Origin of the sequence: Enterobacter cloacae complex sp. S3 (assembly GCF_014930495.1) — a bacterium.
Taxonomy (GTDB): domain Bacteria; phylum Pseudomonadota; class Gammaproteobacteria; order Enterobacterales; family Enterobacteriaceae; genus Enterobacter; species Enterobacter asburiae_B.
Genome location: NZ_JADBRD010000028.1, coordinates 9,071 through 33,247, shown reverse-complemented (window position 1 = coordinate 33,247; position 24,177 = coordinate 9,071). Strand labels below are relative to the sequence as shown.

Sequence of the window (24,177 nt, the reverse complement as noted above, 5' to 3'; positions counted from 1 at the left end):
GGAATTAGGGATGAAAAAAGCACTACTCGCGCTGGCAGTCGCCGGTTCCATTTCAGCAACGTTTGGCGTGCAGGCGCAAGAGACGCCGGAAGGGTATCAGCTGGAGCAAGTTTTAATCATGAGCCGTCACAACCTGCGCGCGCCGCTCGCCAATAACGGCAGCGTGCTGGAGCAGTCCACGCCGAAGCAGTGGCCGGAGTGGGAGGTGCCGGGCGGTCAGCTCACCACCAAGGGCGGCGTGCTGGAAGTCTATATGGGCCATTACATGCGCGAGTGGCTGGCGCAGCAGGGGATGGTGAAGACGGGAGAATGCCCAGCGGCGGATAGCGTTTATGCTTACGCCAACAGCCTGCAGCGTACCGTCGCCACCGCGCAGTTCTTCATCACCGGTGCGTTCCCGGGCTGCGACGTTCCCGTGCACCATCAGGAAAAAATGGGCACCATGGATCCGACCTTTAATCCGGTGATTACCGATAACTCGCCGGAATTTCGCGAAAAAGCGCTCAAGGCGATGGAGTCCGAGCGGCAGAAAATGCAGCTGGGCGAAAGCTATAAGCTGCTTGAGCAGATGACGAACTACGCGGATTCCCCGTCCTGCAAAGAGAAAAAGGTCTGCTCGCTGGCTGACGCGAAAGATACCTTCAGCGCCGACTATGAAAAAGAGCCTGGCGTATCCGGGCCGCTGAAGGTGGGTAACTCGCTGGTGGACGCGTTCACGCTGCAGTATTACGAAGGCTTCCCGGCCGACCAGGTGGCCTGGGGCGAAATCAAAACCGACCAGCAGTGGCGCGTGCTGTCGAAGCTGAAGAACGGCTATCAGGACTCGCTGTTTACCTCCACCGAAGTGGCGCAAAACGTGGCGAAGCCGCTGGTGAAGTACATTGATAAAACGCTGGTTACCGAGCAGGCAAAAGCGCCGAAAATCACCCTGCTGGTGGGGCATGACTCGAACATTGCTTCCCTGCTGACGGCCCTGGATTTCAAACCGTATCAGCTGCACGACCAGCAGGAGCGCACCCCAATTGGCGGCAAGATTGTCTTCCAGCGCTGGCATGACAAAAACGCCAATCAGGAGCTGATGAAAATTGAGTATGTCTACCAGAGCTCAGAGCAGCTGCGTAACGCCAGCGTCCTGTCGCTGCAGTCGCCCGCGCAGCGCGTGACGCTGGAGCTGAAAGGCTGCCCGGTGGATGCGAACGGCTTCTGTCCTGTCGATAAATTCAATGCGGTGATGAATAACGCGGCGAAGTAAAAGAGAACTCCCCGCTGCGGCGGGGGGAAACGCTTAGACGTTTTTACGTTCGATGGTTTGCTCGCCCCAGTAGAGCGAGTCTTTATCCGTTTTTTCGAAGGCGCGCACCAGCACCTCATCGTTACCTTCCTCCCAAATCTGCTCGGCCAGCTTTTCATCGTACTTCGCGACTTCAAAGATAGCTTCGGCAATCTCCGGAGAGGTGTTGCGTAAACTTGCCCATTCGCCCACGTGGTGAGCTTTGGATTCTTGAGTTGGCATGCTTGTCCTCCTGTTGGGTGTTAGCCGTTCAGTTTTTTGGCCAGACCCGCGACGTATTCACCCTGATAGCGGGCGATAGACAGTTCTTCATTGCTTGGCTGACGTGAGCCATCCCCACCGGCAATGGTGGTTGCGCCGTACGGCGTACCGCCACGCACCTGGGAAATGTCAAACAGCTCCTGGGCGCCGTAGCCAATCGGCACAATCACCATCCCGTGATGAGCAAGGGTAGTCCAGGTTGAGGTAATCGTCTGCTCCTGACCGCCGCCGGTGCCGGTAGAGCTGAATACGCTGGCGAGTTTGCCGTAAAGCGCCCCGGATGCCCAAAGTCCGCCGGTTTGATCGAGGAAGGTGCGCATCTGGCCCGACATATTGCCGAAGCGGGTCGGGGTGCCGAAGATGATGGCATCATAGTCCGCCAGCTCCTGCGGGGTGGCGACCGGGGCGTTTTGCGTTTTCCCCCCGGCTTTCAGGAAGGCTTCCGCCTGCATGGTTTCCGGTACGCGTTTCACCACAACCTCAACGCCATCAACCCTGTTCGCACCTTCTGCTACCGCGTGAGCCATGGTTTCAATGTGTCCATACATGGAATAATAGAGCACCAGAACTTTTGCCATTTTGCATCACTCCTCGTTGGTTTTTCTGACAGCGGATCGCTGCGTTCTTTTAAAGATATGCCATCACAGCCAGACTGCAAAAATGAACGGCATTTCTTTGATTTATAACAATATGGTTACAAAAAGGCTTTGTAGCAAAATGAAACAACTTTTTGGCAGCATATTTTTGAAATGATAAGAAAGGTTTATGAATCGCCGCCGCGTCATCTCACCCGAAAGGCTGAGTTCATGTTGCAGAATATTACCTGCGGCTTGCCGGATAGCGGCATTCCACTAAGCTTAGTTTCACGCGGCACAGATAAAGGCACTGTCCTTGTGTTGCGAGGTGAAAGAATCCTCTTTTACTGAATGCAATATGATGTCTAATGTTTCACATTCTGGAGGTTAGAGATGGCAAACCATCGTGGTGGTTCAGGTAATTTCGCAGAAGATCGTGAAAGAGCATCAGAAGCAGGCCGTAAAGGTGGCCAGCATAGCGGGGGCAATTTCAAGAATGACCCGCAACGCGCATCTGAAGCTGGCAAGAAAGGGGGGAAAAACAGCCACGGCAGCAGTAAGTAACACGCCGGGTTGAACCCCTGCCGCCGGGATCTCCCGGCGGTTTTTTTATTTCTGCAACATTGAACTGTAACCAAAGGCAACGCACACTAGGGAATTGATCTTAACCGCGAGTGCCGCATGTCTGTTTCACGCTTCAAATTCTCCGTTAAACCGCAGGAAGCCATCCTGATTCTCATCACCATGTTCTGGGGCGGGACGTTTCTGGCCGTTCAGTACGCGGTGACCCTCAGCGATCCGTTCTTTTTTGTTGGCCTGCGCTTTGCGACGGCGGCGCTTGCCGTGGGGCTGATTTCGCTTAAAACGCTGCGGGGGCTGACGCTGAAAGAACTTAAGGCCGGCGTGGCGATTGGGGTGGCGATAGCGATGGGCTACAGCCTGCAGACATGGGGATTGCAGACCATCTCCAGCAGTAAATCCGCGTTTATCACCGCCATGTATGTGCCGCTGGTGCCGCTGCTGCAGTGGCTGTGCCTGGGGCGGCTGCCGGGGCTGATGTCCTGTATTGGCATCGTGCTGGCGTTTATCGGCCTGATCTTACTGGCCGGGCCGGAAAACAACCTGCTTGCGCTGGGGCCGGGCGAAATCATCACCCTGATAGGGGCGATTGCCATTGCGGCGGAAATTATTCTGATTAGCGCCTGGGCGGGCAAGGTCGACGTCAAGCGGGTAACGGTGGTGCAGCTCGCCACGGCGTCGCTGGTGGCGTTTGCGACGATGGTGCCGGCAGGCGAGTCCGTGCCGCCGATGTCCACCGGCCTGGTGGTGGTAGCACTGGGGCTGGGTATTTTCAGCGCCATTATTCAGGTCACCATGAACTGGGCGCAGCGCAGCGTATCGCCAACCCGCGCGACGGTGATTTATACCGGTGAACCGGTCTGGGCGGGGATTTTCGGACGCATTGCAGGTGAGCGTTTGCCGCTTCTGGCGCTGGTGGGCGCGGCATTTATTGTCGCCGGGGTGCTGGTGAGCGAGTTAAAGCTCAGAAAACGTCGGAGTGAGGTCAGGGATTTGACGGCAAAAGAAGGTTTAGATTGAAAAAATGGACAGGCTTATTTACGATGTGTACGGATAAATACCGTACACGGTGATGTAAACCATGCCAGCACTTAAAAAACAGCGTATCGATCTTCGCTTAACGGACGAAGACAAAACAATGATTGAAGAAGCGGCGGCGATGACGAACCAAACGATCACCCAGTTTATGGTGAACAGTGCGTCAGAGCGTGCTGCAGAGGTCATTGAGCAGCACCGTCGTCTCGTATTAAACGAAGCATCATGGAATGCGGTGATGGATGCCATCGACAATCCGCCTGAGCCAAATGAACGCCTGAAACGAGCAGCAAAACGGCTTCGAAACATGGAGTGAAGCGCCGTGGAGAATCTCACGATCGAAATGTTATCAGAGGGAACCGATTATGACTTCGAGGATTTTGATTGTGGCGAACCCTCGCTAAATGCCTTCCTTGCTGAACATCTGGTGCGTCAGCACAATGGGCGTATTTTACGAGCCTACCTGCTTAAAGAGCGCGATCGTCCGCGAGTCCTGGGTTATTACACTTTATCGGGAAGCTGTTTTGAAAGAGCGATGCTTCCTTCTAAGACTCAGCAGCGCCGAATCCCTTATATCAACGTACCCAGCGTGACGCTGGGACGTCTGGCTGTAGATAAAACACTACAGGGAAACGAGTGGGGAACAACGCTCGTTGCGCATGCTATGCGCGTTGTCTACCTGGCTTCACAGGCTGTGGGGGTACACGGAATATTTGTTGATGCCCTTAACGAGCGGGCAAAACGATTTTATCTGAAGCAGGGCTTTATCCCGCTGACAGCTGAAAACAGCCATTCTTTGTTCTTCCCTACAAAATCTATCGAACGGCTGTTTGAGCAAGAGTGATTGCTTTACTACCTGTTGTTCTGAAGGAATGTACACGTCGGGTGATGCCTGGCCGTCACCCGACATGGTGATTTCACGAATCCTGATGCACTACGGCGCCCTGCGGCGCGGCGGCCATCCGGCGGCTCAGCAGGGCGTTAAGCAGAATTGCCCCAAAGGTCGCCGTGCCAATCCCGCCAATCGTAAACCCGCCCAGCGTCAGGGCAAAATCGCCTGCGCCCAGCACCAGCGTGACCGCCACCATAATCAGGTTACCGTTCTGGCTGAGATCGACGCGATGCTGTACCCAGATGCGCGCGCCGGCTACGGCGATCAGCCCAAACACCACAATCGATGCCCCGCCGATAACCGGGGACGGAATGGTGTGGATCAGCGCGCCGAACTTCGGTGAGAAGCCGAGCAGCATCGCCATCACCGCCGCCGCCACGAAGACCAGCGTCGAGTAGACCTTGGTTACCGCCATCACGCCGATGTTTTCAGCATAGGTGGTGACGCCGCTGCCGCCTACGGAACCGGAGAGCATGGTCGCCAGACCGTCACCGACGAACGCGCGGCCCATGTACGGATCCATGCTGCGCCCGGTCATCCCCGCAACCGCCTTCAGGTGGCCTAAGTTCTCCGCCACCAGGATCACCGCCACCGGTGCGATAAGCATCATCGCCTGGGTGTTAAAGGTGGGCGAGGTCACCTTCGGCAGGCCGAACCAGGCGGCCTGATGCAGCAGCGTAAAATCAACCGGCTTGCCCAGACCGAAAACGTTGGCCAGCAGGGCGTAGACCAGACAGGCGACAATCAGCCCAACCAGAATCAGCAGCCGCTGGATCATGCCCCGCGTGAACACCGCCACCAGGCCGATGCACAGCACCGTGATCACCGCCATCCAGCTTTCAAACGGCGAGGCGGAGACGCTCCTGACCGCAATCGGCGCGAGGTTGAGGCCAATTGCCATCACCACGGCGCCCGTCACGACGGGGGGCATCATTCGCTCTATCCAGCGCGTGCCGATTTTCATCACCACCAGACCAATCAGGGTGTACACCAGGCCGCAGGCAATGATGCCGCCGAGGGCCACGCTCAGGTTGGGGTTGATCCCCTGGCCGTTAAACCCGGTGGTGGCGATGACCACTCCGACAAAGGCGGCGCTGGATCCGAGATAGCTGGGCACGCGCCCGCCGGTGACGAAAAAGAACAGCAGCGTGCCGATACCCGACATCAGAATAGACAGGTTGGGATCGAGTCCCATCAGCATCGGCATCAGCACCGTGGCGCCAAACATGGCGACCGCGTGCTGAATGCCCATCACCATCGTCTGCCCGAGCGGGAGACGTTCATCCGGCGCGACCACGCCTGCTTCTGTGGAGGTCGATTTCAACTGCCAGTGGGGAAATCCGAACATGGTCTGTCTCCTTAAGGCGGGTTAACAGGCGGGTCGCATAAGCGCGTGGTAGCCGCGGTCAAACCACACCAGCCCTTGCGGCGCGGGGTGGCGAATAATCGAAATAATGTCGCAAAACAGAATGTCGTGGGTGCCGACGCTCACCACCTGGCTGATGCGGCAGTCAAACGAGGCCAGCGCATCTTCCAGACGCGGACAGCCCGTGTCGCCCGTCTGCCAGCGGGCGGCGGCAAAGCGTTCCGCCATCGGCGTTTTACCGCCAAACAGGTTAGATAAAGGCTCCTGTCCGGCGCTCAGGGTATTCACGCAAAGGGTGCGGTTTTCGCTAAACGTTGGCCAGACGGACGCACCGCGGTTCAGGCACACCAGCAGGGTGGGCGGTGAATCCGTGACGCTGCACACCGCGCTGGCGGTGAAGCCTGCCATCCCCGCCGGGCCGTCGGTGGTGATGATGTTGACCGCCGCGCCAACGCAGGCCATGGCGTCGCGAAAGGTTTGTTTATCCGGTGATGTCATCATCGCTCCTTACGCCAGCCCGCAGGCGTCGTCAAAGTCCAGGCGCGGCAGGCGCCCGTAAAGTTTGCGGGTATCGCCATAGCCTATGTTGATCAGCAGATTGCTTTTAAGCGTCGTGCCGGTGAAAAAGGCTTCGTCGACCTTTTGGCGGTCAAATCCCGACATCGGGCCGGTGTCCAGCCCCAGGGCGCGACAGGCGAAAATCAGGTAAGCGGCCTGCATTGAGCTGTTGCGAAAGGCCGTCTCTTCCGCATGCGCGGGGCTGGTGGTGAACCAGCTCTTTGCATCGCCGTGCGGGAACAGCTCGGGCAGGCGCTCGTAGAATTCACCGTCCCAGGCAATAATCGCCGTGACCGGAGCGGTGAGCGTTTTCTCGAGGTTACCGCTGGAGAGCGCCGGGCGCAGCTTCTCTTTTCCCTCCGCGCTTCGCACAAACACAATCCGTGCCGGGGAGCAATTGGCGGACGTGGGCCCCCATTTCATCAGGTTGTAGATTTCGCGCAGCGTTTCGTCGCTGACGGGCATATCCTGCCAGCCGTTATGGGTGCGCGCGCCGGTGAACAGCGTTTCCAGCGCGGCGGGGGTAATGGCTTCGCTCATTAAAGCTCCTTATAAAGCGGGTTCCGGGCTGTGCAGCAGGCTGGCCAGCCCGTTCAGCAGCAGGGTGTTAAAGGTATCCGGCTCGGTGACGTTGCAGGCGTGCCCGCCCTGGCGCATCACCACGCTGTGGCTGTGCGGGATCGCCGCCTGCAGTTCGGATGAGCAGACTGAGGGCACCAGCATGTCGTCGGCAGAACAGACGATCTGTACCGGGCAGCGAATGCGCGCCGCATGGCGGCTGAAGTCGGCCTTTTTCAGGGCGCTGAGCCTGTGCAGCAGGTTGGTTTTACCCTGGAAATGGGCCAGCGCCAGCGCTTCTTCGGCCTCCAGACGGGGCGCGCGGGCGGCCATCCAGTCCGCCGGGTAGAGAAACAGCGGCTGCGCCTCGACCCACGCCTGTGCGCCGCCGTAATGCAGCAGGCGCTCGCGGATCTGAAAGCAGCGGCGGGTGTGGGCGTTGAGGGTCAACCAGCCGTTGACGCACACCAGCGCGGTGAGGGCGTCGGGCCTGTCGAGGGCCAGCTGCAGGCCGACCAGCGCCCCCAGCGCGTGACCCACGACGCTGTAGCGGGCAATCCCGGCTTCAGCCAGCGCCTGGGCCAGCTCGTCCGCCATCTGCGCAAGGCTGTACCCTTCCGGCAGGGTGGCGGGGTTATTGCCCGTTCCCCGCTGGTCATAGCACACCACCTGATACTCCGGCTCCAGCGCGGCCAGCTGGGGCAGCCAGTAGCTGCCGCTGCCGCCGAGACCGGAAATAAAGACCACCACGGGCGCGCCCTCGTACGGGGGCGGCGAGACGGAAAGTTTCATACCTGCCTCACTTCGCGATGTGCGCAACGGTGGCGATCTCAACCAGCGCCTCTGGCTTCACCAGCCCGCACTGAATGCAGAACCGCGCCGGTTTATCGCCGGGGAAGAACTCGGCGTAAATCTCGTTAATCGCGGCGTAGTTTTTCCAGTCGGTGATAAAGATGCTGTTGAAGGTCACGTCCTCCATCGTGCCACCCGCCGTTTCGATCACGGTTTTGATCGTCTCCAGCACGTGGCGGGTTTGCGCCTTTGGGTCGTTGATAAACACCACGTTGTTGTCTTTATCAAACGGCAGCGTGCCGGAGACATACACCACGCCGTCGGCGAGGATGCCGGGAACAAACGGGGCAATCGGCGTGCTGGTGCCCGGCGGAATAATCACGGATTTTGGCATCAGGCGTCTCCTCAGGCGATACGGGCAAGCGGGGGAGTCAGGGCGTCGCAGAAATCATTGACGTTACTGACCCAGCCAAAAAAGGTTTCGATGTTGAACAGGGCCGCCTTCTGGGCGAATTCCGGCCCGGCCTGGTGGGTCGCGTCTTCCAGCACCACGCCAAAATACTCGAGGAAAAAGCCGTCGCGCAGGGTCGACTCCACGCAGACGTTGGTGGCGATGCCGGTGAACACCAGATGACGAATGCCCCGGCTGCGCAGCAGGCTGTCGAGCGGGGTGTTGAAAAAGCCGCTGTAGCGCGGTTTGGGCAGAACAATATCGCCCGCCTGCGGTACCAGCTCATCCACCAGCTGATAGTCCCAGCCGCCTTTCGCCAGCAGCTTGCCCTGCAGTTCGGGCCGTTTACGCATGGTTTTCAGGGCGTTCGACTTGTGGAAGTTGGGCGAGCCGGGGCCGCCTGCCTCGACGTACTGGTCATCCCAGCCGTTCTGGAACCAGATGATGAGCATGCCCGCGGCGCGCGCGGCGGCGACGGCGGTTTTAATGTTCTCGATCACCGGCCGGGTGGCGGAGACGTCGAACCCCGCCAGATCCAGATAGCCGCCCTGGCTGGCGTAGGCGTTTTGCATGTCCACCACGATCAGCGCGCTCTGCTGCGGCGCGAAGGTGATAGCTTCCGGGCGTGCGTTAAGGGTCGTCATTACGCCACCTCCTTCGTAACGGCAGGGATGTGGGCGCGGCACTGCATCAGCGGCTGGATGCGCTCGCCGAAGGTCTCCACGCCGGTCAGGAAATCGTCGAAGGTCAGCAGGACGCCTTCCGCACCGGGGACGGCCGCCACTTCGTCAAGCATTCTGGCGACGCTGGCATAAGAGCCAACCAGGGTGCCCATGTTGATATTGACGGCGGAGGTCGGGTCGGCCATCTGGCGGACGTTGGTATCCGCCCCGGAGCGGGTATCCTTCTGGCTCTGCTCGGTGAGCCAGCTCAGTGCCTCCTCGTCGGCGCCGTCCTTATAGCGCTCCCATTTGGCGCGCGCGGCGTCGTCGGTCTCGTCGGCGATCACCATAAACAGCACGTAGGAGCCCACGTCGCGCCCGGTTTTGTCGGCGGCTTCTTTCATCCGCGCGGCGGTCGGAGCGAAGGCGGCCGGCGTGTTCACGCCTTTACCGAAGCAGAAGTTGAAGTCGGCGTATTTCGCGGAAAACTCCATCCCCGCGTCGCTTTGTCCGGCGCAAATCACCTTCATCGGCACCGACGGCTGGGGGCTGACGCGGCAGTCGTTCATGGTGAAGAAATCGCCCTTGAAATCGCTTTTGCCGGTCCCCCACAGGTCGCGCAGCACCTGCACGTATTCGGTCAGGTAGTCGTAGCGATGCGAGAAGTACTCGTCACCCGGCCAGAGCCCCATCTGCTCGTACTCCGGTTTTTGCCAACCGGTGACCAGGTTGACGCCAAAACGCCCGCCGGAGATGGAGTCGATGGTGGAGGCCATGCGCGCGACGATCGCCGGGGGCAGGGTGAGCGTGGCGGCGGTGGCGTAGATTTGGATCCGCGAGGTGACCGCGGCCAGCCCGGCCATCAGGGTAAAGGACTCCAGGTTGTGATCCCAGAATTCAGTTTTGCCGCCAAAGCCGCGCAGCTTGATCATCGAAAGCGCAAAGTCGAAATGGTAATGCTCTGCTTTCTGCACGATGGCTTTATTGAGCTCAAAGGTCGGCATGTATTGCGGTGCAGTGGTCGAGATAAGCCAGCCGTTGTTGCCGATGGGTACAAATACGCCAATTTTCATCACGAACCTCTCTTCATTACGTCGCAGGTGTATCGGTGTTTTTGCAAAGGCGGTGCCAGTTTTGAAAATGGCTGTGTTATTAATGTGTTAATCAGAAGTTGGTGGATTGATTCGGCTAAATGTGGACTAACTGGTCAAAAACATTGCACAGAAAACAGGCATTCATGCGCGATCGGAGTGCAGGATGTCGTGGCGAGTCGGGGGTTTTGCTATGCTGAGGGCAACGCAGAATAAGGAGAGCGGGAATGGCACAAGGCGCAGTGAAAACACCAGGTAAACGTTCGCAGGCGGTGAGCGCCAAGAAGCAGGCGATCCTCAGCGCGGCGCTCGAGACTTTTTCGCAGTTTGGTATTCACGGCACGCGCCTGGAGCAGGTGGCGGAGCAGTCCGGCGTATCCAAAACCAATCTGCTTTACTATTACCCGTCGAAAGAGGCGCTCTATGTGGCGGTGATGCAGCAGATCCTCGATATCTGGCTGGCGCCCCTCAAAGCGTTCCGCGCGGAGCTGGCCCCGCTGGTGGCGATCAAAGAGTACATTCGCCTGAAGCTGGAGGTGTCGCGCGATTACCCGCAGGCGTCGCGACTGTTTTGTCTTGAGATGCTGCAGGGCGCGCCGCTGCTGCAGGCGGAATTAACCGGAGATTTAAAGCAGCTGGTGGACGATAAGTCGGCCATTATTGCCGGATGGGTCGCCAGCGGAAAACTGGCCCCGGTCGACCCGCATCATCTGATCTTTATGATCTGGGCCTCCACCCAGCATTACGCTGACTTTGCGGCCCAGGTTGAGGCGGTGACCGGTAAAACGCTCCAGGACGAGGCGTTTTTCCACAGCACCCTGGAAAACGTGCAGCGGATGATTATCGAAGGGATCCGCCTGCGCTAGTTTCCCCTCACCCCAGCCCTCTCCCTCAAGGGAGAGGGGGTCGTCCGCGCAGGTATTATTTTGTGGGGATCCCTCAGCCCGGCGGGAGAGGGCAGCTTAAGTCGCCCTCTTCACACTGCATCAGCGAGGCCAGAAACGCTTCTCGCTCCACGGTTTTCTCCGCCAGACACTGGTTAACAATCATTGGCTGGACGCTACCGCCTTCCGTCCCCGAACCGATAAACGCGCAGTCCGCATCGCGCAGGGTAATCCACGCCAGCTGCGCTTTTTTCAGCAGGTCGCGCTGAGGAGCTGCCGCGCGTTTGATGGCGGCCTGATACGTCTGGTTGAGTTTTTTATCGGCAGCCTGGTACTGCTGCGCGCTACAGGTATTCAGTTCAAGCTGGGTGGTCGCGTTGTCGCACTCGTCGGCCAGCGCGCTGGCGCTCAGCAGCAGTGCCGCACTGGCGATAAGAAATCGTTTCATATACTCCCCAAAAAAATAAGGCTCCGTCTCCGGAGCCTTATTAGCACAGCGTTAGCCTATTGTCATCAGGCTGGCGTTACCGCCTGCCGCCGCGGTGTTGACGCTGAGCGAGCGCTCCACGTACAGACGCTCCAGCAGCAGGTTAGTTTCCCCGCGCGCAAAGCCCTGCACGGAAACGATGGCGCCGCTGCGGGCCGCAACCTGCTCGCACAGTTCGCGCAGCTGATCGGAATCACCGTGGTAGATCACCGCATCAAACGGCTGGGTCAGCAGGCTATCGGCTTTCGCGAAGCGAATGCGGGCCGAGACCGCCTTCGGCAGCTGTTTGGCGAGATCGCGATGCAGGGCATCTTCCGGCCACAGCACTTCACAGCCGGTTGCCATGGCGGCGGCCAGCTGCACCAGCGCGTCCTGCTCGTTATCGGCCACGCACAGCACGCGCTCGCGCGGCATCAGCGTCCAGGTGTTGCGCTCGCCGGTTGGCCCCGGCAGCAGACGCTGCGTGCCCGCCTGCGCCAGCTCGCCGTACTGCTTCGCGACGGCACGCAGTTCAGGACGTTTTTCTGCCCATGTAATGAGCGCCTCCAGCGGCTGGGTCAGCACGGTTTTCAGCTGCGCATCCACCGGATAGTCCGCATCCTGGCGTGCCAGGGTGACGCCCAGGGCGTTCTCCGGACGGTTCGCCAGCAGACGGTACAGGTAGAGCGGACCGCCCGCTTTCGGACCGGTGCCGGAAAGGCCTTCGCCGCCGAACGGCTGCACGCCCACGACCGCGCCAACCATGTTGCGGTTAACGTACAGGTTGCCCACTTTGGCGCTGCCGGTCACCTGCGCGATAGTCTCGTCGATACGGGTATGCACGCCGAGCGTCAGGCCATAGCCGGAGGCGTTGATCTGCTCAACCAGCTCGTTCAGGTTGTTACGGTTGTAGCGCACCACGTGCAGCACCGGGCCGAAGACCTCTTTTTTCAGCTCGTCGAAGCTTGCCAGCTCAATCAGCGTTGGCGGCACAAAGGTGCCGGTCCGCCATTCGCGGGCATCTTCGCTGTTCTCGCGGACCGCCTGGAACACCGGACGGCCTTTCGCGCGCATGGTCTGAATGTGGTTTTCGATGTTGGCTTTGGCTTCCGTGTCGATCACCGGCCCGATATCGGTAGTGAGACGGCCCGGGTTGCCCATGCGGCATTCGGCCATCGCGCCGCGCAGCATCTTCAGCGTGTGGTCCGCCACGTCGTCCTGCAGGCACAGCACGCGCAGGGCGGAGCAGCGCTGACCGGCGCTGTCGAACGCGGAGGCCAGCACGTCGACCACCACCTGCTCGGTAAGGGCAGAGGAGTCAACGATCATGGCGTTCATCCCGCCGGTTTCCGCGATGAGCGGCGTAGGACGGCCCTGCGCATCCAGACGGGTGGCAATGTTGCGCTGCAGCAGAGACGCCACTTCGGTCGAACCGGTGAACATCACGCCGCGCACGCGGTTATTGGAGGTCAGTTTGGCACCGACCGTTTCACCACGGCCCGGCAGCAGCTGAACCACGCCCGCCGGCACGCCGGCTTCCAGAAGAATGCTGATGCCCTGCGCGGCAATCAGCGGGGTCTGCTCTGCCGGTTTTGCCAGCACGCTGTTGCCTGCGGCCAGCGCGGCGGCAATCTGGCCGGTGAAGATCGCCAGCGGGAAGTTCCACGGGCTGATACAGACGACCGGACCCAGCGGACGGTGGGTTTCGTTATCGAAATCATCGCGCACCTGACCGGCGTAGTAGTGCAGGAAGTCGACGGCCTCGCGCACTTCGGCAATGGCGTTGCTGAAGGTTTTGCCCGCTTCGCGCACCAGAATGCCGATGAGCGACTGCATCTGATCTTCCATCAGCACCGCCGCGCGCTCCAGAATCGCGGCGCGCTCCTGCGGCGGCGTGGCAAACCAGATAGGGGCGTTGTTCACCGCGCTGTCCAGCGCCTGATCCACTTCCGCTTCGGTCGCTTCTCGCGCGTAGCCGACGATATCCTTCGGCTCGGCCGGGTTGATCACCGGCTGCATTTCGCCGTCTGCAACGGGCTGCTCCAGCATCGGTTTGGCCTGCCACTTCTGCAGCGCGCTGTTGAGCAGGGCAGAGGAGAGGGACGCCAGACGGTGTTCGTTGGCGAGATCCAGACCCGCCGAGTTGACGCGGCCTTTGCCGTACAGCTCGCGCGGCAGGGCAATCTTCGGATGCGGCAGGCCAACCTGGCCTTCCTGTGCCGCCATCTTCTCAACGGCCTGCACCGGATCGGCCACCAGCTCGTCCAGCGGCAGGGTGGTATCGGCGATGCGGTTAACGAAAGAGGTGTTCGCACCGTTTTCCAGCAGACGACGCACCAGGTACGCCAGCAGGGTTTCGTGCGTTCCCACCGGAGCATAGATTCGGCATGGGCGGTTCAGCTTGCCGTCCGCCACTTTACCGGTGACCTGCTCGTACAGCGGTTCACCCATGCCGTGCAGGCACTGGAACTCGTACTGGCCCGGATAGTAGTTTTGCCCGGCCAGGCTGTAGATCGCCGCCAGGGTGTGGGCGTTGTGGGTAGCGAACTGTGGATAGATCAGGTTCGGCACGCCGAGCAGCTTTTTCGCACAGGCGAGGTAAGAGACGTCGGTGTAAACCTTGCGGGTATAGACCGGATAGCCTTCCAGCCCTTCCATCTGGGCGCGTTTGATTTCGCTGTCCCAGTAGGCGCCTTTCACCAGACGGATCATCAGGCGACGGCGGCTGCGGCTTGCCAGGTCAATCAGGTAATCAATGACGAACGGGCAGCGCTTCTGGTAGGCCTGGATAACGAAGCCAATGCCGTTCCAGCCTGCCAGCTCCGGCTCGAAGCACAGTTTTTCCAGCAGATCGAGGGAGATCTCCAGACGGTCGGCCTCTTCGGCGTCGATGTTAATGCCGATGTCATACTGGCGCGCCAGCAGGGTCAGGGACTTCAGGCGCGGGTAGAGTTCTTCCATCACCCGGTCGTACTGCGCGCGGCTGTAGCGCGGGTGCAGGGCAGAGAGCTTGATAGAGATGCCCGGGCCTTCATAAATACCGCGACCGTTGGACGCTTTACCAATGGCGTGGATCGCCTGCTGGTAAGAGACCATGTAGGCCTGCGCGTCGGCGGCGGTCAGGGCCGCTTCGCCCAGCATGTCGTACGAGTAGCGGAAACCTTTATCTTCCAGCTTGCGGGCGTTCGCCAGCGCTTCGGCAATGGTTTCCCCGGTCACAAACTGCTCGCCCATCAGGCGCATCGCCATGTCCACGCCTTTGCGGATCAGCGGCTCGCCGCTCTTGCCGATGATGCGGTTCAGGGAGCGGGAGAGGTTGGCTTCGTTATGGGTGGAGACCAGTTTGCCGGTAAACAGCAGGCCCCAGGTGGCGGCGTTAACGAACAGCGACGGGCTGCGGCCAATGTGGGAATGCCAGTTGCCGTTGCTGATCTTGTCGCGGATCAGCGCGTCGCGGGTGGCTTTATCCGGAATACGCAGCAGCGCTTCCGCGAGGCACATCAGCGCCACGCCTTCCTGAGAGGAGAGGGAAAACTCCTGCAGCAGACCCTGAACCATCCCGGCGCGGCCGGTGGCGGTTTTCTGGTTGCGCAGCTTGTCGGCTAACTGATACGCCAGGCTGTGCGCCTGTGCGGCAATGGCTTCCGGCAGGCGGGCCTGCTCCAGCAGCATCGGCACGGCGTCGGTTTCGGCACGGCGGTAGGCGCCGGTAATGGCGGCACGGCTGACGGACTGCGGCAGGATCTGCTCGGCGAATTCGAGGAACGGCTGATGGTTCTCGTCGCCAGCGGCTGGAGCCTCCTCGCTTTCGTTCGCCGCGCCGGCCAGTAGGGCAGGCAGCTCCGGCAGACCCTCATCGCTCTCGAGTCTTTCGAGATAGTTAAAAATCGCCTGCTTAATTAACCAGTGCGGCGTGCGGTCAATGCGGGTTGCTGCGGTCTTAATCCGTTCGCGGGTTGCGTCATCCAGCTTAACCCCCATGGTGGTCATACCCATGCCAAAGCTCCTGTTGTTCTGTAATAGCATTCTGTTGATAGCGTGAAATATCCACCATGTTGCAACTTTGTGCAACCGTGTTAAATGTGACCTGGTTTGCAACCCGGAAAATGAATGGATTGTTAACGAATGGTTAGCTGGAAAAACGCGCTGGCTTTTGTGCGGGAAGCCTGGTTTTATGCGGTAGTTAACACTTTTCAAAGGTGCAACCCGTAAAAGCGTGAGCGAGTGCAACCTATAGAAAACTCGTATCAAACCGGGGATGAAATTGATGTAAATGCAGTGTTAAATCGTTTGTCAGCGGAAGGCGCATACGGCAGGATAGCGCGCCCAACCGAAACACAAGATACATTCACCTCGTTCCGGTGATCATATAACAAGGCAGCCCGGATGGTTGTCGCTCGACATTTTGGAGAATTTGAATGGCTATTAGCACACCGATGCTGGTGACATTTCTCGTTTATATTTTTGGCATGATCCTGATAGGGTTTTTGGCGTGGCGTTCTACAAAGAACTTTGACGACTACATTCTGGGCGGACGCAGTTTAGGCCCGATGGTGACCGCACTCTCTGCGGGCGCCTCCGACATGAGCGGCTGGCTGCTGATGGGGCTGCCCGGCGCGATTTTCATCTCCGGTATCTCTGAAAGCTGGATCGCCATCGGTCTGACCGCGGGCGCATGGATCAACTGGAAGCTGGTGGCAGGCCGTCTGCGCGTGCATACCGAGGCCAACAACAACGCCCTGACGCTGCCGGATTATTTCACCGGACGTTTTGAAGATAACAGCCGCATCCTGCGCATTATCTCTGCGGTGGTTATCCTGCTGTTCTTCACCATCTACTGCGCCTCCGGCATCGTGGCCGGCGCGCGTCTGTTCGAAAGCACCTTCGGCATGAGCTACGAAACCGCCCTGTGGGCCGGTGCGGCGGCGACCATCCTCTATACCTTCGTGGGCGGGTTCCTGGCGGTAAGCTGGACCGACACCGTGCAGGCGAGCCTGATGATCTTCGCCCTGATCCTGACCCCGGTGATTGTGATTTTCACCGTTGGCGGCTTTGGCGAATCGCTGGAAGTGATCAAGCAGAAGAGCATCGAAAACGTCGACATGCTGAAAGGGCTGAACTTCGTGGCCATCGTCTCCCTGATGGGCTGGGGCCTGGGCTACTTCGGTCAGCCGCATATCCTGGCGCGCTTTATGGCGGCGGATTCTCACCACACCATCGTGCATGCCCGTCGCATCAGCATGACGTGGATGATCCTGTGTCTGGCAGGGGCGTGTGCGGTCGGCTTCTTCGGCATCGCGTACTTCAACAACAACCCGGCGCAGGCGGGCGCGGTCAACCAGAACGCCGAGCGCGTGTTCATCGAGCTGGCGCAAATTCTGTTTAACCCGTGGATTGCCGGTATTCTGCTCTCCGCAATCCTGGCGGCGGTGATGTCCACCCTGAGCTGCCAGCTGCTGGTTTGCTCCAGTGCGATCACCGAAGACCTTTACAAAGCCTTCCTGCGTAAAAATGCGAGCCAGAAAGAGCTGGTGTGGGTAGGGCGCTTTATGGTGCTGCTGGTGGCGCTGATTGCCATCGCGCTGGCGGCCAATCCGGAAAACCGCGTGCTGGGCCTCGTGAGCTACGCGTGGGCGGGCTTTGGCGCCGCGTTTGGTCCGGTCGTGCTGTTCTCCGTCATGTGGTCACGTATGACCCGTAACGGCGCGCTGGCGGGGATGATCATCGGTGCGCTGACCGTTATCGTCTGGAAACAGTTCGCGTGGCTGGGCCTGTACGAAATCATTCCGGGCTTCATCTTCGGCAGCATCGGCATCGTGGTGTTCAGCCTGCTGGGTAAAGCCCCGTCTGCCTCCATGCAGAAACGCTTTGCTGAAGCCGACGCGCATTACCACACTGCGCCGCCGTCTAAGCTCCAGGCAGAATAATTTTTCTCGCAGCACAATGCAGGCCGGGTGAGCGCAAGCGCACCCGGCTTTTTTCTTGCCAAAATCCGTAATTTCCTGTGATATCCCTGTGCTTATAACAATGAGGATAGCGAAGCATGACAATCAAAACAGGGGTAATGGCAGCGGCACTATTGATGCTCGCTGGCTGCACGGCGCCATCGCAACACGCGGCTGTAGAGACCTGCAAGGCGGATAACCAGATGCAGCAAACCACGCTCTATTTCGGCTTAAATCGTCCTGCCGGGGCGCAAATCACCAGCAACGAGTGGCAGCAGTTTGTTGACCAGGACGTGACGCCGCGTTTCCGCGATGGCTTAACGGTGTTTGACGCGCGCGGGCAGTGGCTGGGGAACGACGGGAAAGTGGCGCGTGAACCCAGCAAAGCGCTGATGCTGATCCACGGTAAGGATGCGCAGAGCGAGAAGAACATCGAAGCGTTACGCGGGATTTATAAATCACGCTTCGCGCAGGAGTCGGTGATGCGCGTCGACCAGCCGGTGTGCGTGCAGTTCTAATAAAAACGGCGGGAAATCCCGCCGTTGTTGTTTTGTAGGCCGGGTAAGCGAAGCGCCACCCGGTATTGCATCAGAGCACCAACCCCGCAAAGCTCGCCGACAGCAGGCTCACCAGCGTCGCGCCGTACACCAGACGCAGACCAAACCGCGACACCACATTCCCCTGCTGCTCGTTAAGGCCCTTAATCGCCCCGGCCACAATGCCGATGGACGCGAAGTTCGCGAAGGACACCAGGAAGACGGATAAAATGCCCAGCCCGCGCGGGGACATCTGATGCGCGATTTTTTGCAGCTCAATCATCGCCACAAATTCATTCGCCACCAGCTTGGTCGCCATAATACTGCCCGCATTTAAGGCATCACTCAGCGGAATACCCACCAGCCATGCCAGGGGATAAAATACATAGCCCAGGATCTGCTGGAAGCTCATGCCAAATACGCTGGAGAAGAGGGCGTTAACGGCGCTAATAAGTGCGATAAAGCCGATCAGCATAGCCAGAATAATCATCGCCACCTTAAAACCGGCCAGAATATACTCGCCGAGCATTTCGAAGAAGCTCTGCGATTCATGCAGTTTTTCCAGCTTGATATCCGGCTCCGCTTCCGGGCGCGCCGGGTTGATGACGGAGAGAATAATAAAGGTGCTGAACATGTTCAGAATCAGCGCCGCGACGACAAATTTGGCGTCGAGCATGGTCATATAGGCGCCGACAATCGACAGGGAGACCGTCGACATGGCCGTGGCCGCCATGGTGAAGAGACGACGAGAGGAGAGATCGCCCAGCACGCCTTTGTAGGCAATGAAGTTTTCCGACTGGCCGAGGATCAGCGAGCTCACCGCGTTAAAGGATTCCAGCTTGCCCATACCGTTCAGTTTTGACAGCAGCGTGCCGATGACCCGAATAAAAATCGGCAGGATCCGCCAGTGCTGAAGAATACCAATCAGCGCGGAAATAAAAATAATTGGGCAAAGCACGCCGAGGAAAATGAACGCCAGCCCTTTTTCCCCCATTCCGCCAAAGACGAAATTGGTCCCTTCCGAAGCAAATTTCAGCAGTGACTCAAAGAAGCCGGAAACATATTTAATCAGGAATAACCCGCTTTCGGCGTGCAGGAAAAAGAACGCCAGCGCAATTTCAATAACAATCAGCTGTAAAACATAACGAATGCGAATTTTTCGGCGGTCGAAACTTACCAGCCAGGCAAGCGCGAGAATAATGACCAGCGCCAGCAGGAAATGGACAATTTTAAACATAATTAATTTTCACCAGATGTTTGAGGCGGATATTTAGCCACAGCCCCGTACCAGCGTAAATGGGCATTTTCGTTATAACTTATAAACCTGAACGTAACGTATGTAACTATTACCAGGCTCGGCGTTTACAACTCGTCATCAAAACACCACACATTTCGCTTGTGTTTCTTTTCGCCGTAATGATAATCACTATCACAAGAATTTACCTTTCTTTGCATCAGTTGACCGCGATAAACATTTAAGGTGTCGGCATGTTTGTTCCATTTCTCATTATGTTACGTGAAGGGCTTGAAGCTGCCCTTATCGTGAGCCTCATCGCCAGCTATCTGAAGCGAACCCAGCGCGGACGCTGGATTGGCGTCATGTGGGTCGGGGTATTCCTTGCCGCGGCACTCTGTCTGGGCCTCGGTATCCTCATCAACGAAACCACCGGGGAGTTCCCGCAGAAAGAGCAGGAGCTGTTCGAAGGGATCGTCGCCGTGATTGCGGTGGTGATCCTCACGTGGATGGTGTTCTGGATGCGTAAAGTCTCCCGTAACGTGAAGGTGCAGCTGGAGCAGGCGGTGGATAACGCGCTGCAAAAGGGCAATAACCACGGCTGGGCGCTGATCATGATGGTCTTTTTTGCCGTAGCGCGTGAAGGCCTGGAGTCCGTTTTCTTCCTGCTGGCGGCGTTTCAGCAGGATGTCGGTATCTGGCCGCCGGTTGGCGCGATGCTCGGGCTGGCAACCGCCGTTGTGCTGGGCTTTCTGCTCTACTGGGGCGGTATTCGCCTGAACCTGGGCGCCTTCTTCAAGTGGACCAGCCTGTTTATTCTGCTGGTGGCGGCTGGGCTGGCGGCAGGGGCGATTCGCGCCTTCCACGAGGCGGGCCTGTGGAACCATTTCCAGGACGTGGCGTTCGATCTCAGCAACGTGCTCTCCACGCACTCTCTGACCGGCACCCTGCTCGAAGGTATCTTCGGCTATCAGGAAACGCCGAGCGTCAGCGAAGTGGCGATGTACTTTATCTATCTGGTTCCGGCGCTGGTGCTGTTCGCAATGCCGCCGCGTACCGGCACGCAGGCGTCGCGCGTTACGCCATAATTTTTGTTTTAGTTACAACATACTTTTAAAGGGAAGAGTCATGGCAATTCAGTTCCGTCGTAGTGCGTTATGCGCAGGCATTGCCGCGCTGTTCGCTTCTGCATTCTCCGCCTGGGGCGCGGATGTTCCTCAGGTTAAAGTCACCGTTAATGATAAGCAGTGTGAGCCGATGACCCTCACGGTGAACAGCGGCAAAACCCAGTTTATTATTCAGAACCACAGCCAGAAAGCGCTGGAGTGGGAGATCCTGAAAGGGGTCCTGGTGGTGGAGGAGCGTGAAAACATCGCCCCTGGCTTCAGCCAGAAGATGACCGCCAACCTGCAGCCGGGCGAGTATGAGATGACCTGCGGCCTGCTGACCAACCCTAAAGGGAAGCTGATCGTCAAAGGTGAAGCGACGGCCGATGCGGTGAAAGGTGCTGCGGTGCTGAGCCTGGGCGACGCGATTACGGCGTACAAAGCCTATGTCACGAAAGAGACGGCGGACCTGGCGGCGGCAACCAAAGCCTTTACCGATGCGGTGAAGGCCGGTGATATCGAAAAAGCGAAATCCCTGTATGCGCCAACCCGTCAGCACTACGAGCGCATCGAGCCGATTGCCGAACTGTTCTCTGACCTTGATGGCAGCATTGATGCCCGCGAAGATGATTACGAGCAGAAAGCCGCCGATCCGAAATTCACCGGTTTCCACCGTCTGGAGAAAGCCCTGTTTGGCGACAACTCTACCAAAGGGATGGAGAAATACGCCGCGCAGCTGAACGGCGACGTGCTGGAGCTGCAAAAGCGCATCAGCGAGCTGGCCTTCCCGCCGTCAAAAGTGGTGGGCGGCGCGGCTGGTCTGATTGAAGAAGTGGCCGCGAGCAAAATCAGCGGCGAAGAAGATCGCTACAGCCATACCGATCTGTGGGACTTCCAGGCCAACGTCGACGGCGCGCAGAAAATTGTTAACCTGCTGCGTCCTCAGCTGCAGAAAGAGAACGGCGAACTGCTGGCCAAAGTGGATGCCAACTTCAAAAAAGTCGACACCATTCTGGCGAAGTACCGGACTAAAGACGGGTTTGAAACCTACGACAAGCTGACCGATGCCGACCGTAACGCGCTGAAAGGCCCGATTACCGCCCTGGCGGAAGATCTCTCTCTGCTGCGCGGCGTACTGGGTCTGGACTAAGCACGATGAATAAGCATAACGAGAACGATGTGGTTGAGCCTTCACGTCGTCGATTGTTAAAAGGAGTAGGGGCGCTGGGGGGCGCTCTTGCTCTGGCCGGTGGCTGTCCGGTAGCGCATGCGGCGAAACCGCAGAGCGCGCCCGGCACGCTGTCACCCAATGCCCGCATGGAGACGCAGCCATTTTATGGCGAGCATCAGTCGGGCATCCTGACGCCGCAGCAGGCGTCCATGATGCTGGTGGCCTTTGATTCGCTGGCCAGCGATAAAGCCGATCTGGAGCGCCTGTTCCGCCTGCTGACGACGCGCATCGCGTTTCTCACCGCAGGCGGACCGGCGCCCGATACGCCGAACCCGCGTCTGCCGCCAATGGACTCCGGCATTCTGGGGCCGTTTATCGCCCCGGATAACCTGACCATTACCGTTTCGCTCGGTGAGTCGCTGTTTGATGCGCGCTATGGGCTGGCAAAACAGAAGCCGAAAGCGCTGCAGAAAATGACGCGTTTCCCGAATGACTCCCTGGACGCGGCGCTGTGTCATGGCGACCTGCTCCTGCAGATTTGTGCCAATACCCAGGACACGGTGATCCATGCCCTGCGCGATATCATCAAGCACACGCCGGATCTGCTGAGCGTGCGCTGGAAGCGGGAAGGTTTTATCTCGGACCACGCCGCCCGCAGTAAAGGGAAAGAGACCCCGGTGAACCTGCTGGGCTTTAAGGACGGTACGGCCAACCCGGACAGCAGCGATGCGGCGTTGATGAAAGACGTCGTATGGGTGACGGCGGATCAGGGCGAACCGGCATGGGCGGTGGGCGGCAGCTATCAGGCGGTGCGGATTATCCAGTTCCACGTGGAGTTCTGGGATCGCACGCCGCTGAAAGAACAGCAGACGATCTTTGGTCGCGATAAGCAAAGCGGCGCGCCGCTCGGCATGAAGAACGAGCATGACGTGCCCGACTACGCCAGCGATCCCAATGGGGATACCATCGCGCTGGACAGCCACATTCGTCTGGCCAATCCGCGCACCAAAGAGACGCAGTCCAGCCTGATGATGCGTCGTGGCTACAGCTATTCGCTCGGCGTGACCAACGCCGGACAGCTTGATATGGGGCTGCTGTTCGTCTGCTATCAGCACGATCTGGAGAAAGGCTTCCTGACCGTGCAGAAGCGGCTCAACGGCGAAGCGCTGGAAGAGTACATTAAGCCTATCGGCGGCGGCTATTTCTTTGCCCTGCCGGGCGTGCGCGATCGGAACGCATACCTCGCTCAAGGTCTTATTGAAGCCTGATAATTGTCCCCGCAACCGTTCGCGGGGACATTATTTTTTCATATGACTATCCTCCTGTTATATTTCTGTAATATTTCTATATGAGACTGATTTCACCTGTAGGGACAGTCTTAAAAGTTGCATTCAGGTAAAATAAATGTTGCATTTATGATAACTCCTGATGTACTTAAGATAAGACAGCGGTAGTTCCCGGCAGTGATGCTGAATCACTATGGAGATCGCGAATGGTTGCGTCCTGTACTGGACAAGGTAAACATAACAACCGCAGCACCCGGCGCGGAGGCTCAGACTCCGGCAGCGATTTCCTCACCACTAAATTCTCCCCCCTTCCTCAAGAATCTGATTCGACCGACGTGCAGAACGGTGCGCGTAGCTGTTCCGTATCGTTATCCGATAAAGCAAGCAATGGCTTACAAGGAAGCCAACCCTCTGATGTTCGTGCGCATAATCGTGCCGAAGCTGGCGCGTGTGATGAATACCAACAACTCAAGGTGCTATCCATGGGAAGACAAAAAGCAGTGATCAAAGCTCGTCGCGAAGCAAAACGTGTGCTGAGACGGGATTCACGTAGCCATAAACAGCGTGAAGAAGAATCGGTCACCTCGCTTGTGCAGATGAGTGGCGTAGAAGCAATTGGCATGGCCCGAGACAGCCGTGATAATTCTCCAATTGTGGCGCGCAATGAGGCTCAGGCGCACTACCTGAATGCTATCGAGAGTAAACAGCTCATCTTTGCAACCGGTGAAGCCGGATGCGGGAAAACCTGGATCAGTGCAGCCAAAGCGGCGGAAGCGCTGATTCATAAGGATGTGGAGCGCATTATTGTTACTCGTCCTGTACTGCAGGCTGATGAAGATCTCGGCTTCCTCCCCGGAGATATTTCGGAGAAGTTTGCTCCGTACTTCAGGCCCGTCTATGACGTGCTGGTGAAGCGACTGGGTGCATCCTTTATGCAGTACTGCCTGCGACCAGAGATTGGCAAGGTGGAAATCGCGCCGTTCGCCTATATGCGCGGACGTACATTTGAAAATGCGGTCGTCATTCTTGACGAGGCTCAGAACGTGACCGCTGCGCAAATGAAGATGTTTTTAACGCGCCTCGGGGAGAACGTGACGGTTATCGTTAACGGCGATATTACCCAGTGTGACCTGCCATCCGGCGTGAAATCCGGGCTGAGCGACGCCATGTCACGTTTTGAGGAAGATGAGATGATTGGGGTGGTACGCTTCACCAAAGAGGACTGCGTGCGTTCCGCGCTCTGTCAGCGCACGCTGCAAGCGTATTATTGAGTTTGCTGTTGTGTTCAAGGCCCGGGAAACCGGGCTTTGTTTTTTGTGCTTTTTATCCCCTCTCCCCTGGGGAGAGGGGCAGGGTGAGGGGCTCAGGCCGCACCGGGCTGCATATAGCACCGGGGGATTCTCATCCCACCAGAGGTGTGCAACATGCGAAAAAAAAG

At 58.4% G+C, this 24,177-nt stretch carries 24 protein-coding genes; 12 read left to right on the top strand and 12 right to left on the bottom strand.

Annotated features, from left to right (window positions below):
- Positions 1-10: 10 nt before the first annotated feature.
- Positions 11-1,252 carry a bifunctional glucose-1-phosphatase/inositol phosphatase gene (gene agp / locus IM317_RS16010; RefSeq protein ID WP_033145159.1) on the top strand — a complete coding sequence of 414 codons (1,242 nt, stop codon included), beginning with the start codon at positions 11-13 and terminating at the stop codon, positions 1,250-1,252.
- A 33-nt stretch (positions 1,253-1,285) separates the two neighbouring features.
- Here the strand turns inward: agp and IM317_RS16005 are convergent, their stop codons facing one another.
- Complete coding sequence (locus tag IM317_RS16005; RefSeq protein WP_033145160.1) at positions 1,286-1,513, bottom strand: YccJ family protein; 228 nt, start codon at positions 1,511-1,513, stop codon at positions 1,286-1,288.
- Between the two features lie 20 nt (positions 1,514-1,533).
- Positions 1,534-2,130, bottom strand: coding sequence for an NAD(P)H:quinone oxidoreductase (gene wrbA, locus IM317_RS16000; RefSeq protein WP_023311076.1), 597 nt, complete (start codon positions 2,128-2,130; stop codon positions 1,534-1,536).
- Between the two features lie 390 nt (positions 2,131-2,520).
- Here wrbA and IM317_RS15995 point away from each other — a divergent pair, with 390 nt between their 5' ends.
- The 4 genes from IM317_RS15995 (at position 2,521) to IM317_RS15980 (ending at position 4,585) form a co-directional block, all read left to right on the top strand.
- Positions 2,521-2,691 (top strand): general stress protein, encoded by a 171-nt coding sequence (locus IM317_RS15995; protein WP_023311077.1) that lies wholly within the window; start codon positions 2,521-2,523, stop codon positions 2,689-2,691.
- Positions 2,692-2,808: 117 nt separating this feature from the next.
- A complete protein-coding gene (locus tag IM317_RS15990) occupies positions 2,809-3,726 on the top strand; it encodes a DMT family transporter (protein WP_033145161.1) in 918 nt (305 codons plus the stop codon).
- A 61-nt stretch (positions 3,727-3,787) separates the two neighbouring features.
- A complete protein-coding gene (locus IM317_RS15985; RefSeq protein ID WP_008499829.1) occupies positions 3,788-4,057 on the top strand; it encodes a DUF1778 domain-containing protein in 270 nt (89 codons plus the stop codon).
- A gap of 27 nt (positions 4,058-4,084) precedes the next feature.
- Positions 4,085-4,585: a GNAT family N-acetyltransferase gene (locus IM317_RS15980; RefSeq protein WP_172421424.1), complete on the top strand. Its 501-nt coding sequence runs from the start codon at positions 4,085-4,087 to the stop codon at positions 4,583-4,585.
- A 73-nt stretch (positions 4,586-4,658) separates the two neighbouring features.
- Here IM317_RS15980 and rutG read toward each other — a convergent pair whose 3' ends face one another.
- The 7 genes from rutG to rutA are packed head-to-tail and all read right to left on the bottom strand — an operon-like array spanning position 4,659 to position 10,093.
- Positions 4,659-5,981 (bottom strand): pyrimidine utilization transport protein G, encoded by a 1,323-nt coding sequence (gene rutG / locus IM317_RS15975; protein WP_033145163.1) that lies wholly within the window; start codon positions 5,979-5,981, stop codon positions 4,659-4,661.
- 21 nt (positions 5,982-6,002) lie between these two features.
- Entirely contained in the window at positions 6,003-6,497 is a 495-nt protein-coding gene (rutF, locus tag IM317_RS15970; protein ID WP_032658088.1) for an NADH-dependent FMN reductase RutF, read from the bottom strand.
- 9 nt (positions 6,498-6,506) lie between these two features.
- On the bottom strand, positions 6,507-7,097 hold the full coding sequence (locus IM317_RS15965; RefSeq protein WP_033145164.1) for a malonic semialdehyde reductase: 591 nt from the start codon (positions 7,095-7,097) through the stop codon (positions 6,507-6,509).
- A gap of 9 nt (positions 7,098-7,106) precedes the next feature.
- Positions 7,107-7,907: a pyrimidine utilization protein D gene (rutD, locus tag IM317_RS15960; RefSeq protein ID WP_033145165.1), complete on the bottom strand. Its 801-nt coding sequence runs from the start codon at positions 7,905-7,907 to the stop codon at positions 7,107-7,109.
- A 7-nt stretch (positions 7,908-7,914) separates the two neighbouring features.
- A complete protein-coding gene (gene rutC / locus IM317_RS15955; protein WP_033145166.1) occupies positions 7,915-8,301 on the bottom strand; it encodes a pyrimidine utilization protein C in 387 nt (128 codons plus the stop codon).
- Between the two features lie 11 nt (positions 8,302-8,312).
- Complete coding sequence (rutB, locus tag IM317_RS15950) at positions 8,313-9,002, bottom strand: pyrimidine utilization protein B (RefSeq protein WP_033145167.1); 690 nt, start codon at positions 9,000-9,002, stop codon at positions 8,313-8,315.
- The gene (rutA, locus tag IM317_RS15945; protein ID WP_033145168.1) at positions 9,002-10,093 is read right to left on the bottom strand and encodes a pyrimidine utilization protein A; all 1,092 of its coding nucleotides are present in this window, start codon (positions 10,091-10,093) and stop codon (positions 9,002-9,004) included. The genes rutB and rutA overlap by 1 nt, the downstream gene beginning before the upstream one ends.
- A 245-nt stretch (positions 10,094-10,338) precedes the next feature.
- Between rutA and rutR the strand changes: the two genes are divergently transcribed.
- Positions 10,339-10,977: an HTH-type transcriptional regulator RutR gene (rutR, locus tag IM317_RS15940; RefSeq protein WP_032658081.1), complete on the top strand. Its 639-nt coding sequence runs from the start codon at positions 10,339-10,341 to the stop codon at positions 10,975-10,977.
- Positions 10,978-11,050: 73 nt separating this feature from the next.
- On the opposite strand, the gene IM317_RS15935 is transcribed toward rutR, so the two are convergent.
- Together IM317_RS15935 and putA are read right to left on the bottom strand one after the other, a co-directional pair.
- On the bottom strand, positions 11,051-11,443 hold the full coding sequence (locus IM317_RS15935) for a lysozyme inhibitor LprI family protein (protein ID WP_033145169.1): 393 nt from the start codon (positions 11,441-11,443) through the stop codon (positions 11,051-11,053).
- 51 nt (positions 11,444-11,494) lie between these two features.
- The gene (gene putA / locus IM317_RS15930; protein ID WP_033145170.1) at positions 11,495-15,457 is read right to left on the bottom strand and encodes a trifunctional transcriptional regulator/proline dehydrogenase/L-glutamate gamma-semialdehyde dehydrogenase; all 3,963 of its coding nucleotides are present in this window, start codon (positions 15,455-15,457) and stop codon (positions 11,495-11,497) included.
- A gap of 422 nt (positions 15,458-15,879) precedes the next feature.
- Here putA and putP point away from each other — a divergent pair, with 422 nt between their 5' ends.
- Both putP and IM317_RS15920 read left to right on the top strand, forming a co-directional pair.
- Positions 15,880-17,388 carry a sodium/proline symporter PutP gene (gene putP / locus IM317_RS15925; RefSeq protein WP_033145171.1) on the top strand — a complete coding sequence of 503 codons (1,509 nt, stop codon included), beginning with the start codon at positions 15,880-15,882 and terminating at the stop codon, positions 17,386-17,388.
- A gap of 116 nt (positions 17,389-17,504) precedes the next feature.
- Positions 17,505-17,924, top strand: coding sequence for a DUF3574 domain-containing protein (locus IM317_RS15920; RefSeq protein WP_028019107.1), 420 nt, complete (start codon positions 17,505-17,507; stop codon positions 17,922-17,924).
- A 70-nt stretch (positions 17,925-17,994) separates the two neighbouring features.
- On the opposite strand, the gene IM317_RS15915 is transcribed toward IM317_RS15920, so the two are convergent.
- Positions 17,995-19,179: a NupC/NupG family nucleoside CNT transporter gene (locus IM317_RS15915; RefSeq protein WP_029740188.1), complete on the bottom strand. Its 1,185-nt coding sequence runs from the start codon at positions 19,177-19,179 to the stop codon at positions 17,995-17,997.
- Between the two features lie 251 nt (positions 19,180-19,430).
- Here IM317_RS15915 and efeU point away from each other — a divergent pair, with 251 nt between their 5' ends.
- The 4 genes from efeU (at position 19,431) to phoH (ending at position 24,010) form a co-directional block, all read left to right on the top strand.
- On the top strand, positions 19,431-20,264 hold the full coding sequence (gene efeU, locus IM317_RS15910) for an iron uptake transporter permease EfeU (RefSeq protein WP_033145172.1): 834 nt from the start codon (positions 19,431-19,433) through the stop codon (positions 20,262-20,264).
- Positions 20,265-20,304: 40 nt separating this feature from the next.
- Entirely contained in the window at positions 20,305-21,432 is a 1,128-nt protein-coding gene (gene efeO, locus IM317_RS15905; RefSeq protein WP_033145173.1) for an iron uptake system protein EfeO, read from the top strand.
- A gap of 5 nt (positions 21,433-21,437) precedes the next feature.
- On the top strand, positions 21,438-22,721 hold the full coding sequence (gene efeB, locus IM317_RS15900; RefSeq protein ID WP_033145174.1) for an iron uptake transporter deferrochelatase/peroxidase subunit: 1,284 nt from the start codon (positions 21,438-21,440) through the stop codon (positions 22,719-22,721).
- Positions 22,722-23,221: 500 nt separating this feature from the next.
- Positions 23,222-24,010: a phosphate starvation-inducible protein PhoH gene (gene phoH, locus IM317_RS15895; RefSeq protein ID WP_024908976.1), complete on the top strand. Its 789-nt coding sequence runs from the start codon at positions 23,222-23,224 to the stop codon at positions 24,008-24,010.
- The last annotated feature ends 167 nt before the right edge of the window (positions 24,011-24,177 follow it).